The sequence below is a fragment of the Pseudomonas sp. HY7a-MNA-CIBAN-0227 genome (assembly GCF_040310325.1).
In the GTDB taxonomy this organism is placed as follows: domain Bacteria; phylum Pseudomonadota; class Gammaproteobacteria; order Pseudomonadales; family Pseudomonadaceae; genus Aquipseudomonas.
On the sequence record NZ_JBEOPT010000001.1, the window covers coordinates 94,885 to 110,560 of the forward strand.

Genomic DNA, 15,676 nt, shown 5'->3' on the forward strand with positions numbered 1-15,676 from the left:
CCTCAGAGAAAAAAGTAATGTTATATTATAACTATAGCTATCAAAATTACCGTCTTCATCCTTCTCTTTTCGACTCAGGGCGTGCGTATGTGCGCCGCTTGCCAAGGAATAACCGATGTCTAGCTCATCTCCCCGTCCATTGCTGTGGCGCCTTACCCCCGTAGCTGCCGCGCTGTTGATCAGCAGCGAAGCCCATGCCCTGGAGCTGCAACCTCAAGTCATCACCGGCAACCCGCTGGGCAGCGAACAACTCGCCTCGCCCACCACCGTGCTGGAAGGCGACGACCTGACCCTGCAACAAAAAGGCAGCCTCGGTGAAACCTTGAACAAGCAGCCCGGCGTGTCGTCGTCCTACTTCGGCCCGGGCGCCAGCCGTCCGATCATTCGGGGCCAGGACGGTGACCGCATTCGCATCCTGCGTAACGGCGTTGGCGCGCTGGATGCCTCGTCTCTGTCCTATGACCACGCTGTACCGCTGGACCCGGTCAACGTCGAGCGCATCGAAATTGTCCGTGGCCCGGCCGCCCTGCTCTACGGCGGCAGTGCCATCGGTGGCGTGGTCAACACCTTCGACAACCGCATCCCCACCGAAGCCATCGAAGGCATCCACGGTGCCGGTGAATTGCGCTACGGCGGCGCCGACACCACCCGCAGCAGCGCCGGCAAACTGGAAGCCGGCAACGGCAGCTTCGCCTTGCACCTGGACACCAACTCCCGGCAATTCAACGACCTGAAAATCCCAGGCTACGCCCGCAGCCGCCACGCCGCGCCAAGTGATAATGGTGATGGCAAGCGCGGCCGGCTGGGCAACAGCGACGGGCGTCAGGACGGCGGTGCGCTCGGCGGTTCCTACACCTGGGACGATGGTTACGCTGGGCTTTCCTACAGCAACTACGACAGCAACTACGGCTCGCCCGCCGAACAGGACGTGCGCATCCGCATGAAGCAGGATCACTACGCCTTCGCATCCGAGATCCGTAACCTGCAAGGCCCCTTCACTTCGGTGAAACTCGATGCCGGTTACACCGACTACGAACATCGGGAAATCGAAGGTGGCGAAACCGGCACCACCTTCAAGAACAAGGGTTATGAGGCGCGGATCGAGGCGCGGCACCTGCCCATCGGACCATTCAACGGGGTGATTGGCGCCCAGGTCAGTCGCAATGAGTTTTCCGCGCTGGGCGAAGAAGCCTTCGTACCGCAAACCGACACCAATGCCGGCGCGCTGTTTATCCTCGAAGAAATGCAGGCCACCGAACGCCTGAAACTGAGCCTGGGCGGGCGGCTGGAACACACCACGGTCGACCCGGACGGCAAAGGCAACGAGCGCTTCGCCAGTGCCGACAGTTCCAACAGCTTCACCGCCGGCAGCCTGTCGTCCGGCGCGGTGTATACCCTAACGCCGATCTGGTCCCTGGCCGCCACCCTGAGCTACACCGAACGCGCCCCGACCTTCTACGAGCTGTATGCCAACGGTGCCCACGTTGCCACCGGCACGTATGAAGTGGGCGACGCCAACCTGTCGAAAGAAAAAGCCGTCTCCAGCGACCTGGCCCTGCGCTTTGACAACGGCACCCACAAGGGCAGCTTCGGGGTGTTCTACAGCCACTTCTCCAACTACATCGGCTTGCTGGGCAGTGGGCGGACCTTGAACGACGAAGACGAGGAAGACGCTGGCGGCATCCCTGAGTACAAATACTCCGGCGTGCGCGCCCGTTTCGCCGGTTTTGAAGCCCAGGATCACTGGAAGCTGGGCGAAGGTGCCTACGGCAAGTTCGCCCTGGAACTGTCGGGTGATTACACCCGCGCCACCAACCTCGATACCGGCGAAGCCTTGCCGCGCATTGCGCCATTGCGCTTGAACAGCGGCCTGCTATGGGAACTGGACCGCTGGCAGGCACGGATCGACATCGAACACGCCGCAGGCCAAGGCCGGGTGCCCGACAACGAAAGCGGCACCGACGGCTACACCACCCTGGGTGCCAGCGCCGGCTATCGCTTCAATGTCGGTGGTAGCCAGTGGCTGGCCTTCGTCAACGGCGAAAACCTGACCAACCAGACCGTGCGCTATGCCAGCTCAATCCTGCGCGATATTGCGCCAGCGCCAGGACGTAGTGTTGAGTTCGGCGTGCGTACTACCTTCTAAACCCACTGTGGCGAGCGGGCTTGCCCGCTCGCCACAAATATCAACCTTTCACCTCACTGTTACCAAATCCGAAACGATCCATCTTGCGAATGCCCCTTTCTCTCCCAGAGCAGGCGCTTTATCCTTGCTGGCAACAAACTGAAACGTTTCATCACCCTGCTCCACCTTTCTGAACGCGGTTTATCCCTTTCGATGTCGCCCCCTGAACGATGTATCCAGCCCCTGGACAGCGCTGTCTTTCAAAGACAGAGCGCCATCGAATAACTCGCGAGCAGTGTTTTGCGCGCTTTTTGGAGAAAAAAAGCCAAACAGAGCTTTTTAAAGCTGAACCAAGCCCGTGCTGAATCGTCATCTACAGTGAACATGCACGGGACTACAACATTTGAAACATTTGAACGTCACGGAGAACACACTTATGAGCGCTGATGGTGCTTCGAGTCCAAGCCGCCTGCTGCCCAGGCTGCTGGGGATTTTGCTGCTGATAATGGGCCTGGCCATGCTGGCCGGGGGTATCAAGCTGAGTCTGCTCGGCGGGTCGCTGTACTACCTGCTGGCCGGTATTGGCCTCACCCTGACCGGCATCCTGCTGCTGGCCACACGTCGCGCCGCCCTGGGCCTGTACGCGCTGGTGCTGTTTGCCAGCACCGTCTGGGCGCTATGGGAAGTCGGCCTGGACTGGTGGCAACTGGTGCCGCGCCTGGCCCTGTTGTTTGCACTGGGCATCGTCATGCTGCTGCCGTGGTTCCGTCGCCCATTGCTGCGTGGCCAAACGGCCCCGCTGGGCACCGGCGCGCTGAGCGTGGCCGTGGTGTTGGCCGGCGCCGCCGCCTTGGCCAGCCAATTCACCAACCCTGGTGAAATCAAAGGCCAACTGGACCGTGATGCGGTACCGGGCATGGCCAACGCCGCGCCGACCCAACCCGATGGCGACTGGAATTCCTACGGCCGCTCGGCCTTCGGTGACCGTTACTCGCCGCTGGCGCAGATCACCCCGCAAAACGCTCACAAGCTGGTACCAGCCTGGACCTATCGCACCGGCGATCTTCCTGGCCCAGGCGATCCCGGTGAAACCACCGCGGAAAACACCCCGCTGAAAGTCAACGGCATGCTCTACGTGTGCACGCCCCACAGCCAGGTGATTGCCCTTGATCCGGACACTGGCAAGGAAATCTGGCGTTTCGATCCGAAGCTCTCGACGCAAAAAGCCGAGAACTTCAAGGGTTGGGCGCACATGACCTGCCGTGGCGTTTCGTATCACGATGACGCCGCCTATGCCGCCACCGAGCAAAGCCCGGCCACCGACGCTGCTGCGCCGACCGCCAACGCTTGCCCACGCCGGATCTTCCTGCCGACCGCCGACACCCGCCTGATCGCCCTGAACGCCGACACCGGCAAGATGTGCGAAGACTTCGGCGACAAGGGCCAGGTCGACCTGGGCGCCAACATCGGCACCTTCGCACCCGGTGGTTACTACTCCACCTCGCCACCTGCGGTCACCAAAAACCTGGTGGTGATTGGCGGTCACGTTACCGACAACGTTTCCATCGACGAGCCAAGCGGCGTGATCCGCGCGTTCGACGTACACACCGGCAAGCTGGTGTGGAACTGGGACAGCGGCAATCCGGACGACACCACGCCGATTGCCGAAGGCAAGACCTACACCCGCAACTCGCCCAACATGTGGTCGATGTTCGCAGTCGATGAAAAGCTCGGCATGCTCTACCTGCCAATGGGCAACCAGACCCCGGACCAGTTCGGTGGCTATCGCACTCCTGCCTCGGAACTGCATGCCGCCGGCCTCACTGCCCTGGACATCGACACCGGCCACGTGCGCTGGCACTACCAGTTCACGCACCATGACCTGTGGGACATGGACGTGGGCGGCCAGCCAAGCCTGATCGACATCAAGACCGCCGCTGGCGTGAAACAAGCCGTCATGACATCGACCAAGCAAGGCAGCATCTACGTGCTGGACCGTGCGACCGGCGAGCCAGTGGTGCCGATCAATGAAATCCCTGTGCCGCAAGGCGCTGTGGCTGGCGATCACACCTCACCAACCCAACCCAAGTCGGACCTGAACTTCATGCCACCGCCCCTCAAGGAGCGTGACATGTGGGGCGTGACCCCGTTCGACCAAATGCTCTGCCGGATCGACTTCAAGTCCCTGCGCTACGATGGCCCGTTTACTCCGCCGTCGCTGCAAGGCTCGATCGTTTATCCAGGCAACTTTGGTGTGTTCGACTGGGGCGGCATCTCGGTTGACCCAGTGCGTCAGATCGCCTTCGTCAACCCAAGCTACATGGCGTTCAAGTCGACCATGATCCCGGCGGAAAAAATCGCCGCCCAGGGCCCACGGGTCAGCGAAACCGAAGGCGTGCAGCCAAACAAAGGCACTCCGTATGGCGTCGTCCTGGAAGCGATGCTGTCGCCGATCGGCCTGCCGTGCCAGGCACCTGCCTGGGGTTACGTGGCGGCGGTCGACCTGACCACCCACAAAACCATCTGGATGCACAAGAACGGCACCGTGCGTGACAACTCGCCGGTTCCGCTCCCGTTGAGCATGGGCGTACCAAGCATGGGCGGGCCTTTCACCACTGCCAGTGGCGTGGCCTTCCTCAGCGGTACCCTCGACCAGTACCTGCGTGCCTATGACGTGAAAAACGGCAAGCAGTTGTGGGAAGGCCGCCTGCCAGCAGGCGCCCAAACCACACCGATGACCTACACCGGCAAGGACGGCAAGCAATACGTGCTGGTCATGGCCGGCGGTCACGGCTCCCTGGGCACCAAGCAGGGTGACTATGTGATGGCGTTTAAACTGCCGGATTAAGCGGGACTGGCGGTAAAACAAAGGCGGCTACCTCAGGGTAGCCGCCTTTTTTTGTGCTTGCCCTACCCCCCTGTGGCGAGGAAGCAAGCTCCCTCGCCACGGGTCGATTGTGTGCCGTTACACCTGCATATGCTCGCGGCGCATCCAGATCTCAAACGCCATGGCATTCAACGGTCGGCTGATCAAGTAGCCCTGGGCGGTGTCGCACTTCCATTGCCTGAGCAGTTTCAGGCTGGGCTCGAACTCCACCCCTTCGGCCACCACCTTGAGCCCCAGGTTGTGGCTCATCTCGATGGTCGAGCGCACGATTACCCCATCGCCGCTGGCGCTGTCCAGATTACGCACGAAGGACTGGTCGATTTTCAGTTCCTGCACCGGCAAGCGTTGCAGTTGAGCCAGGGACGAGTAGCCAGTGCCGAAGTCGTCCACCGACAGGCTGATACCACAACCACGCAGTTGCTCCAGAACCCGCAGCGCCTGCTCCGGGTTGTGCATGATCGCACTTTCGGTAATTTCGAAAATCAGTTGCTCGGCCAATACCGAGTACTGCCCCAGCAAATCGGTGACGCGCAGCGCCAGACCATCATCCGCCAGGTCATCCACCGAGATATTCACCGACAACTGCACCTGCAGGCCCCGATGGTCCCACTCGGCCAGTTGGCGAATGGCCTCTTCTATCACCCAGTGGGTCAGGCTGGACATGCTACCGGTGCGCTCAGCGAGGGGAATGAACTCAGCGGGCGAGACCAGGCCCAGGGTCGGGTGCTGCCAGCGCAATAACGCTTCGGCCTGGCGCACATGGCCGTGGTTCAAGTCCAGTTTGGGCTGATAACACAGGAACAGCTCGCGCTCGACCACCGCCCGGCGCAGGTCGCGGATCAGGCTGATCTGGCGCTGATGGGCCAGGTCGCGGTCCTGTTGGTAGATCTGCAAGTGGCCAGGCAATGCCGCCGCATCGTGGCGAGCAATGGCCGCGCGGCTGATCAGCTCCTCGACCTGCTGGCCATCGGCAGGATAAGCGGCGATGCCGATACTCACTTCATGCCTGAGCTCATCGTTACCAATGCGCTGCGGCTCCGTCAACAGGCCGTACAACCGGTCGGCCCGAGCCACGGCGCGGTCGATCTCGGTGTTTTCCAGCAACAGCAAGAATTCGCTGCCGGTGATCCGCGCTGCCGTATCGCTGGCTGACAGGCTCGACAGCAGGCAGCGGCTGGCTTCGCGCATCATTTCTTCGACACCCTGTGGGCCAAATCCCTCGTTGATCACCCGATAATTTTCAATGCCCAGGTACAGCAACACCACCGGCCGCCGGGCGCTGATGGCGCTGCCCAAGCGCTCCATGGCCAGCGCGCGGTTGGGCAGGCCGGTCAGCGGGTCGTGCAAGGCGTTGTGGGCCAACTGTCGTTCGCGCACGGCGATGCCACTTTGCATGGCGTTGAAGGCCCGGGCCAGCAGGCCAAACTCATCGTTACTACGCACCACCACCGGCGAGCGATAGTCGCCAGCGCCGATGCGTTCGGCAGCTTGCACCAGCGCATTGAGCGGGCGCGACACCCGCCGCGCCATGAACAACGCCCAGACCAGTGACACCAGCAACGCCGCCAACGCGATGCCGAGAAATTGCCGATCAAGGGGCGCGAAGGATTGCAATGCGTGGTCCAGAGGGCTTTGCAGCAGCACCATCACCTGCCCGCCGTCACCGGTATTGGCCAATAGCAAGGTTTGGCTGAGAAAGCGCTGGCCGTGAAACAGGCTCATCTGCGCCATCGGGTTGATCCGTGAACCTTGCAGCATGCTGATGATGCTTGCCCGGTCGGCCGCTGGCTGCGTGCTGAACAGCGTACCGGGCTGGTCGTTCTGCAGCGTCATGAACGACACTTCCAGGTTGCTCATGGAGCGCAGTTCGCTGGCGAAAATCTCGTCCATGGCAAAGCCCATGACCACGCGGGCGATGGGCAGTGAATCAACGACTTCTTCCTGGACCAGCAGATAAGGCTGACCGGCCAGAGCAACGATCAACATTTGCAGGGAGCTGCGCCGCGCCCGGCGCAACGCATCGGTAAAGGGAAAGGCCTGCCCCTGGGGAACGCCTTGCAGGGTACTGACGATAACTTGCCCATCGAGCCCCAGCACAAACACCTCGCTGGCGCGGATGCCGGTGCCATGGCGCTGCAGTGCAGCAAGGATGTCTGCCGTGCGGCCCTCGGCGACAGCCTGGCGAAATTGCGCGTCTACCGTGAGCCAGTCCAGGCCGTATTGAAGACGGCGCCCGCGCAAGTCCAGCAGGCGTTCGAACACTCGGCTGCCGGTTTCCAGTTGCACCTGAGCCTGGTTTTCCACGGCGCTAGTGGTGGCCGCCTTCACCGCGAAATACACCGCACCCACCACCACCAACAGCAGCAAGGCCAACACCGCGGCAAGTCGTGTCTGAAACGAGTGGCGCCACCTCATCCGCCTCCCCTCTGGCAGCGCCTGTCCCCTCCAGCCGAAACGTCCCGTCGTCATACGCGTCCCTCGCGACTACAGACCTGCCGTCAAGTAAATGTCTTTTCATTAAGAACATTTGATCGATCCAGATTAGCTGTCAGCGAGCAGAAGTAAACCTAATACACACGGGAGATTTACTGTCATTAATTTGGCGACAGATCGCTGCCTACTTACATCCGTGCCCGCATGAAATCGCCCCAGCGCCGCACCAGGTAGTTGTGTTCATCCATCACCGAGTTCCACACCGCGATATGCCCCATGCGCTGCTCGTAGGAGCCACCATCGCGCACTTCACCGATGTCGATCAGCGGCAAACCATCGCTGCCCAGCAGTTCCTCGCGGGCCGGCAGGCCTGCGTACCAGTAGTCCCATTCAGCGCTGCTCAAGTGGTCGCGACTGCGAGCCGGGTTACCGATGTAATAACCCTGGCGAGCCATCACCGCGCCGGGCCAACCGCAGAGCCACCAGTTGAGATAGGCGTAGGCGGCGTCCAGCACCGGCCCCTTGGCATGGCGCGACAGGGACAGGCCGCCAAACCAGGCGCGATAGCCTTCCTTGGGTACCGCGAGACGGTATTTGACCCCGGCCCGATGCAGGCGCATCAAAGTGGGTGACCACAGACTCTGGATATCGATGCTGGGGCTGAGCATCAATTGCGCCGCTTCTTCATCATCGGACCAGAAAGCGGCGAAGTGGCCTTCCTTCTGTTTGCGCACCAGGATATCGGCCAGCACATCGATCTCTTCGATGCTCATGTTGCCGATGTCCTTGAAGCTCGCAAGGCCAGCACCCTGCACCGCCAGCGCAGCATCCAGAGCGCCAATGGCAGCATCACTTTGCAGCGCGGCGCGGGCACTCCAGGCCGGGTCGAGCAGCCAGCCCCAACTTTCATTGGCACGGCTAAAACCCTCGGGCAGACGCTCAGGGCGATAAGCAAAACTGTCGACGTTGTGGGTCAGGGGCAGCATGCTGATGCGTTCGGTAACGGTGCTGCCAAGGCTGCCGTCGTGCTGTACAAACAAGCGCTCGCTGGGCACGCTGCCGCTGCCGAGGCGGTCGCCGGCCGACAACCGACCGCGCTTGGGCAGGTCGTTGATTTCATGCCACAGGGCGATACGTCGGGTATCGATGGGCTGGATCGCCCGCGCCGGCCAGACGAAGTCGACGTTGTGAAACCACTGGTCGTACAGGTCGTAGCTGTCGGGCTGCATCACGGCGATGCGCTGGGCCTGTTCGACGTCGTGCACCTGGTAGACCAGGCGAATGCCCAGATCCTGTTCGGCGCGTACACGCAAGGCTTCAAGCAAAGTCACCGAAGTGCCGAGGACACGTAAAGTAATCATGCGGCGAACCGTCGAGAGAAGACTTCAAAGGAGCGGCGCAACAATGCCGGATCGAGGCCGCGCAAGATAAACACCAGGCGCGATTGGCGATCCGTACCCGGCCACTCGGGCAAGTGGACCGGGGCATGCAGGCAATGCTGCACGCCATGAATGACGATAGGGGCCAAGCTTGCGTTCACGTTGAGCAGTCCTTTGACGCGAAGAATACGTTCGCCGTGGCATCTTAACAGCATCGATAACCAGACCCCGAAGCCGACCCAGTCCAGTGGCTGGTCTAAGGTCAGGCAGCAGACTTGCGCCGCGCCATGGGTCGAAGGTGTCGATGAGGCCTGATGCAGCTTCCAGCGGCTGACTTCCAATGCGGGTGTCGAACTGCGCAACCCTTCACCGAGCAGCAGTTGATCGCCGCTGTCGACCTCATGGGTGTTAAGGATCGGCGTGCCTGCATTCAGGGCCTGCAAGTGTTTGCGCAACTGATCACAGTCGTCGACAAGATCGGTCTTGCTCAACAACAAGCGATCCGCCGCCGCCACCTGCGCCAACCATTCCGGGTGCAGGCGCTCTTGCAACGCGGCGTGCCTGGCATCCACCAACGTCACCACCAGACCAATATGAAAGCGCCCGCGCAGTTGCACGTCGTTGTTCAAGGTGGCGAGGATCGGCGCCGGGTCAGCCAGGCCGGTGGTTTCCAGAATCACCCGTTTGAAGGCTGGGATCTCACCGCGCTCGCGGCGTTGCAACAACCCGAGCAGGGCGTCTTTCAACTCGCCACGAATGGAGCAGCAGACGCAACCGCTGGGCAGCAACACCGTGTCTGGCGCCACTTCCTCCACAAGCAGATGGTCGATTCCGACGTCACCGAACTCATTGATCAGCAACGCCGTGTCGCCCAGGCTTTCGCCTTGCAGCAGGCGTTTGAGCAAGGTGGTCTTGCCGCTGCCGAGAAAGCCGGTGATGACGTTGAGGGCGATACTCATAGGTTCACCTGTAGAGCGAGCTTGCTCGCGATGGTCGTTAACGATGACGCGTACTGTCTGAGTAAACGCGGGGCCTTTGAGTTTTTCGTGAGCAAGAACTAGGCGTCCTGTTGCTCCAGGTGGTCTAGCAGGCGCGGGTCGAGGGGGTCCAGCGGTCGGCCGAGCATGGTTTCTGCCGCCCGCCACAATTGATCCAGGCCGCTGGCCAGTTCCTGTTTTCCAGTGGCGCCCAGCAGCAGGTAGGACGCACCTTGGAAGTCTTCGACCTTGAGCCGAAACACCGCCAGCACCTGATTGATCGCAGCGATCCGGCGCAAACGTTCGCGACGACGAGGCAGCTCATCGCCCAGGGGATCGCTCCAGTGCAGGTCTTCACCCAGCAGTCCGCAGAGTCCGCACATGGTTATTGCTCGCTCATGGCATGACGTCGCCGGAGTTCGGGCCCAGGGTCTGGCCGACAAATAGGTTGCCACCGGGCTCGCTGGCGAGCAGCACGGCGGTGGGTGCCACTTCGTCCGCGAGACCAAAACGGCCCAGGGGCAACTCGGCGGCCTTGGCGCGTTTCCAGGTGTCGCTGATGCCACCGACCAAGGGCGTTTCAATCGGGCCAGGGGCAATAGCATTGACCAGCACGTTGTCCTTGGCCACTTCCAGGGCCAGGGACTTGGTGAAGCCAATCACACCTGCCTTGGCCGCCGCGTAATGGGTCAGCTCGGCGCCGCCCTTGATGCCCAGTTGCGAGGCAACATTGATGATCCGCCCCCAACGCTGGGCGAGCATGTGCGGCAAGGCGCGCTGGCTGGCGACGAAGACGCTGGTGAGGTCGACACGCAGCATGTCGTTCCACATGTCTATGCTCAGGTCGACGCAGCGGGCCTGGGTCAGCATGCCGGCGTTGTTGACCAGGATATCGATGCCGCCCAGGTGGGTGACGCAGGCATCGACGCTGGCCTGGGCACCTTCGACAGTGCCTACGTCGGCCACGCACTCGAAGACTTCGGCGCCCAGGTCGCGGCAAGTTCGGGCGGTTTCTGCCAGCCGTGAGCCGTCGCGGTCGGCCAGCAGCAGACGTGCGCCTTCAATAGCGTAGGCGCGGGCGATGGCGGCACCGATGCCGCTGGCAGCGCCGGTAATCACGGCGCGGCGGTTATGCAGTTGGGGCATTTTGAACTCCTGGTTAGTCACACTAAATCTATGGCTGATTGCATTCCCTGTGACGAGCGGGCTTGTCGGATCGCCACAGTAAGCCCGCTTGCCACAACAGCCCCATCGCCTACAAATAGGTAATGTATTAATCCGGCCAGCGCACCGTCAGCCCACCATCAATCACAATGCTCTGCCCGGTCAGGTAACTCGATTCCTCGCTGGTCAAGAACCGCACCAGTGACGCGACTTCATCCGCCCGCCCTACCCGGCCCAATGGAATCGCCCGCGCCGCTTTCGCCAGACCTTCCGGTCCCAGGGAGTTCTTCGCGTCCAGCGACTGCGGCGTCTCGATCAACCCCGGAATCACCGCATTGCAGCGAATCCCCAACGGTGCCAGCTCCACCGCCAGCGAACGGCACAACCCCGGCACCCCAGCCTTGGCCGCCGCGTAATGGGAATGCTCCTGCCAGCCATACACACCACCGGCAATCGAGGAGATCGCCACCAACGCCCCGCCCTCGTGCATATGCCTTGTCGCCGCGCGGAAGGTACGCATCACCCCCGTCAGGTCAACATTGAGCATTTCGTTCCACAGCTCGTCGGTCATCTCCAGCAGCGGCGCGCGGCGCAGCAGGCCGGCGTTGGCGACGGCGTAGTCAAGGCGGCCGAAGTGCTGGATGGCTTGCTCGGCCAGGGCATCGACGGAGGCGGTATCGCCCACGTCCAGCGCCAGCATCAGGCATTCGCCACCGGCGTCTTCCACCAGGGCTACAGTTTCGCGCGGGTCATGGGGGTCGGCCGGGTAATACCCGCCAACCACTACTACGCCGCTGCGGGCATAGGCCAACGCGAGGGCCTGGCCGATGCCGCTGGCGGCACCGGTAATCAAGGCAACTTTACGAAGCATCTAACTGACTCCTTACTTAACGGTTTCCGGACGCACATGGCGCGCGGCAAACATCAGCGCGCCAGAGAGAAAGCACGGCAGCGCGCCGAAATACAGGGCCGAGGTCTGCCAGTCACCGCCGGCGGACAACACCTGCGTCGCACCGAAACCTGCGACTACAGCACCAATCGGCCCCATGGCATGGATGATCGCGCCACCGGTAGCGCGGATGCTGGTGGGAAAGCTTTTACTGATGAAAAACAGCGCCGCCGAGTACGGCCCGATCAGAAAGAACAGGCCCAGGCTATACAGCCCAACCACCATCGGCATATTGCTCGGGCCATACAGCATGCCGGCAAACGCCAGCCCGCCGAGCATCCAGCCCAGGCCGATGACATTGCGCCGACCAATCTTGTCGCCCATCCAGCCGTGGCTCAGGTAACCGCAGTAACCCACCAAGTTCGACAGCACCAGAATGATCAGCGAGTTTTCAAACGAGATGTGGTGCACGCTGACGATCACTGACGTGCCGAGCACACTGAATACCTGGATCGCCGCCCAGTTGAGCAGGATCGCCGCGCCAATCACCAACGTTGCACGACGTGCCGGGCCACGGAACGCGGCTTTCAGGCCTGCCTTGCTGTGTTCGTCGTAGTCGACGTCGTAAGTCACGGCAACGCTTTTCGCCTCAGTCACCGCGCCGCTTTTACGCAGTTGGGTGATGCGCTGGTGGATCTGGAACTGCGGGCTCTCCTTGAGCTTGCGGGCCATGATCGCAATCACGATGGCCGGGACCGCCGCGAAGATGAAGCAGCCCTGCCAGCCAATGACCGGCAGCAGCAACGCAGTCAACCCCGCCGCGATCAGCGCGCCGACCGGCCAGCCGCCCTGCACCAGGCTATAGATAAAGCCACGACGCTTGGCCAGTTTCGGATCATCCGACGCGGCGTACAGCTCGCTCAGGTAGGTGGCGTTGACCGTTTCCTCGGCATACCCCAGGCCGCCCAACGAGCGAATAAAGATCAACGGTGACTTACCCCACGCGCCGCCGATGGCGGTCAGCGCCGAGCACAAGGCAGAACCTGCGACGGTGAAGATAATCCCCGTGCGCCGCCCCAGTTTGTCCACCAGCGGGCCGATGGCCAGTGCAACGACGGCGGTGCCCACCGCCACCCAGGTCGCGATTTCAGCCTGCTCCACTTCACCCCAGCCGAAATGCCGGCCAATCTCAGGAAGCAAGGTGCCGAACAGAATGAAGTCGTACACCGCAAATACCCAGGCGAAAAACGCGATCCAGGTGGCGAAGCGCACTTCCTTAGGCGTCAGTTGCCGGGGTTTCCAGCCAGTCAAATCAAGCTTGTTGTAGATAGACATGAATCGCGCCTCGATGGGGTGGCAAAGGGTCAGGTACGGGGTTGGCGGCGGATAAAGTCATCGGCGATTTCGTCGAAGGTGACGAAGCGCACACCGGCATGGCTCTGGATGTGTTCGATCAACCGTTCCAGCATCAACAGCACTTGTGGGCGGCCGGAAACGTCGGGGTGGATGGTCATGGTGAACACCGCATGTTCGTGTTCGCGGTAGACCCAGTCGAACTGGTCGCGCCACATCTCTTCCAGGTGGCGCGGGTTGACGAAGCCGTGGCTGTTGGGGGCCTTTTTGATAAACATCATTGGCGGCAGGTCGTCGAGGTACCAGTTGGCCGGGATCTCCACCAGGTCGGTTTCTTCGCCACGCACCAAGGGTTTCATCCAGGTGTCGGGGTGCTGGCTGTAATCGATCTTGGTCCAGCTGTCGCCCTTGCGCACGTAGTACGGGTGGAAGTCGTTGTGCATCAGGCTGTGGTCGTACTTGATGCCCTTTTTCAGCAGCAACTCATTGGTCACCTTGCTGAATTCCCACCACGGCGCGACATAGCCGGTGGGCCGTTTGCCGGTGACCTGGGTGATCAGTTCAATGGACTTGTCGAGGACGATTTCTTCCTGCTCGGCGGTCATGGCGATGGGGTTTTCGTGGCTGTAGCCGTGCACACCAATTTCGTGGCCGGCGTCGGCTACCGCTTTCATCTGCTCGGGGAAGGTTTCCATCGAGTGGCCAGGGATAAACCAGGTGGTGCGCAAGCCGTAACGTTCGAACAGCTTGAGCAGGCGCGGCGCGCCGATTTCACCGGCGAACAGGCCACGGGAAATGTCGTCAGGGGAATCTTCGCCGCCGTAGGAACCGAGCCAGCCGGCGACCGCGTCGACGTCGACGCCAAATGCACAGAGGATGTCTTTAGCCATGATGTGTCTCCTTAAAGAATGAGTGCTGTTTCGACTGACAGGGCAGCCCTGAGCAGGCGTGCGTCTTCGCCGCTGGGCGCGCTGAGCAAGAGGCCGGTGGGCAGGCCCAGTGCATCGCGGCCGCTGGGCAGGGTCACGCCGGGCATGTCCAGCAGGCTGCCGGGCATGGTCAGGCGCAGGGTGGCAAGGTTGGTGCTGACGAACAGTTGATCGTCGGCTTCCAGCGGTGCCAGAGCCGGGGCGACATGGGCCACGGTGGGGGTGATGAGGATGGCGCCGTCGAGTTCGTCGATCAGTTGCTGTTGCAGACGGCGACGAGCGTCATACAGGCCGAGCAACTGACTGGCCGGCAGCGTGCGAGCAGCTTCAAGGCGACGGCGCACGCGGGGGTCGAGTTGAGCTGCGTCAGGGCTGTCGAGCAGCGCTTCGTGGAGGGCGAAGGCCTCAAAGGAGCCGAGCCAGCCTTGGTGCTGGATCAGCTCAAGGGTGGTTTGAAAGGTCTTTGAGGGACGCACGTCCAGCACCGCACCGCTCGCTTGGAGTTGCGCAACACAATGCTGAAGGTTCTCACGCACGCTGTGTTCGACCCCGGAATCCTCCAGCACGCCTTGCTCTATCCAGAAGCGTTGGCCTTTGATGCTGCGTACGTTGCGCGGCTGCTGGTTATCACGACCATTGAGCACGTCGTCGATGACCAGCGCATCACGCACGCTGCGGGTCAACGGGCCGAGGCTGTCGAGGGTATGTGCCAGGGGAAAAACACCGTCGCGGCTGTAGCGCCGGCAACTGCTGCGATACCCCACCAGGCCGTTGAGGGCCGCGGGAATGCGGATCGAGCCGGCGGTGTCGGTGCCCATGGCAATTGGCACGATGCCGGCGGCCACCGCCACTGCGGAACCTGAGGACGAACCACCGGGAATGCGTGGCTGATCGGTGCCGTGAGGGTTGTGGGGCGTGCCGAAATGCGGGTTCAGGCCCAGGCCGGAATAGGCCAGCTCACTGAGATTGGTCTTGCCGACGCTGATCATGCCAGCGCGGCACAACAGGCCCACGCTTGGCGCATCGAGCAGGGCTTCGGGTGCATCACGACGAAATGCAGCACCGGCAGTGGTAACGCTGCCTGCCACATCGAACAGGTCCTTCCAGGCCAACGGCACGCCATCGAACACACTCAACGGCTGCCCAGCGCGCCAGCGGGCGGCCGACGCTTGGGCTTCCCGCAGGGCGCGCTCCGGGGTCAGCGAGATAAATACACCTGGGACTTGGCTCGCCTGATCGAGTGCCTGTTCGAGGGCTTGCACCGGGTCGCTGCGACCGCTGGCGAAGTCCTCGGCCAATGAAGTGGCGTCTGACATAGGAAGGACCCTTTATAAATGTACATATTAATAAAATATACATTTTACAAAGGCAGCTTTCGTGCCAATCTCAGTCACATGGAGATACACAGCGCTTCAGGGGAATCAGGAATATCTCCCAGACATACGGGATAGATGGGTTTAACCCCGCAACAAAAATCCCACAGGCCTGCGGAAACACCCCAGACTCAAATAATGTATTATTTATTAATAAGTACATTTTG

At 61.6% G+C, this 15,676-nt stretch carries 11 protein-coding genes; 2 read left to right on the forward strand and 9 right to left on the reverse strand.

Annotated elements, in window-relative coordinates:
- Window positions 1-115: 115 nt before the first annotated feature.
- Together AAEZ06_RS00460 and AAEZ06_RS00465 are read left to right on the forward strand one after the other, a co-directional pair.
- Window positions 116-2,146, forward strand: a complete 2,031-nt coding sequence (locus tag AAEZ06_RS00460) for a TonB-dependent receptor (RefSeq protein ID WP_350612421.1) — start codon at window positions 116-118, stop codon at window positions 2,144-2,146.
- A gap of 415 nt (window positions 2,147-2,561) precedes the next feature.
- Entirely contained in the window at window positions 2,562-4,973 is a 2,412-nt protein-coding gene (locus AAEZ06_RS00465) for a glucose/quinate/shikimate family membrane-bound PQQ-dependent dehydrogenase (protein ID WP_149411010.1), read from the forward strand.
- Window positions 4,974-5,090: 117 nt separating this feature from the next.
- Here AAEZ06_RS00465 and AAEZ06_RS00470 read toward each other — a convergent pair whose 3' ends face one another.
- The 9 genes from AAEZ06_RS00470 to AAEZ06_RS00510 all read right to left on the reverse strand — a co-directional run bounded on the left by AAEZ06_RS00470 (window position 5,091) and on the right by AAEZ06_RS00510 (window position 15,452).
- Window positions 5,091-7,427 (reverse strand): putative bifunctional diguanylate cyclase/phosphodiesterase, encoded by a 2,337-nt coding sequence (locus AAEZ06_RS00470; RefSeq protein ID WP_149411009.1) that lies wholly within the window; start codon window positions 7,425-7,427, stop codon window positions 5,091-5,093.
- A gap of 206 nt (window positions 7,428-7,633) precedes the next feature.
- The gene (locus AAEZ06_RS00475) at window positions 7,634-8,806 is read right to left on the reverse strand and encodes an ABC transporter substrate-binding protein (RefSeq protein WP_149411008.1); all 1,173 of its coding nucleotides are present in this window, start codon (window positions 8,804-8,806) and stop codon (window positions 7,634-7,636) included.
- Window positions 8,803-9,783 (reverse strand): CobW family GTP-binding protein, encoded by a 981-nt coding sequence (locus AAEZ06_RS00480; protein ID WP_149411007.1) that lies wholly within the window; start codon window positions 9,781-9,783, stop codon window positions 8,803-8,805. Before AAEZ06_RS00480 ends, AAEZ06_RS00475 begins: the two co-directional genes overlap by 4 nt.
- A 98-nt stretch (window positions 9,784-9,881) precedes the next feature.
- Entirely contained in the window at window positions 9,882-10,184 is a 303-nt protein-coding gene (locus AAEZ06_RS00485; protein WP_149411006.1) for a hypothetical protein, read from the reverse strand.
- Between the two features lie 13 nt (window positions 10,185-10,197).
- Entirely contained in the window at window positions 10,198-10,947 is a 750-nt protein-coding gene (locus AAEZ06_RS00490; protein WP_149411005.1) for an SDR family NAD(P)-dependent oxidoreductase, read from the reverse strand.
- Between the two features lie 127 nt (window positions 10,948-11,074).
- The gene (locus AAEZ06_RS00495) at window positions 11,075-11,836 is read right to left on the reverse strand and encodes an SDR family NAD(P)-dependent oxidoreductase (protein ID WP_149411004.1); all 762 of its coding nucleotides are present in this window, start codon (window positions 11,834-11,836) and stop codon (window positions 11,075-11,077) included.
- A 12-nt stretch (window positions 11,837-11,848) separates the two neighbouring features.
- The gene (locus tag AAEZ06_RS00500; RefSeq protein ID WP_350612426.1) at window positions 11,849-13,189 is read right to left on the reverse strand and encodes an MFS transporter; all 1,341 of its coding nucleotides are present in this window, start codon (window positions 13,187-13,189) and stop codon (window positions 11,849-11,851) included.
- A 29-nt stretch (window positions 13,190-13,218) separates the two neighbouring features.
- Window positions 13,219-14,097: a polysaccharide deacetylase family protein gene (locus AAEZ06_RS00505; protein WP_003234086.1), complete on the reverse strand. Its 879-nt coding sequence runs from the start codon at window positions 14,095-14,097 to the stop codon at window positions 13,219-13,221.
- 11 nt (window positions 14,098-14,108) lie between these two features.
- Window positions 14,109-15,452: an amidase gene (locus AAEZ06_RS00510; RefSeq protein WP_149411002.1), complete on the reverse strand. Its 1,344-nt coding sequence runs from the start codon at window positions 15,450-15,452 to the stop codon at window positions 14,109-14,111.
- Between the last annotated feature and the right edge of the window lie 224 nt (window positions 15,453-15,676).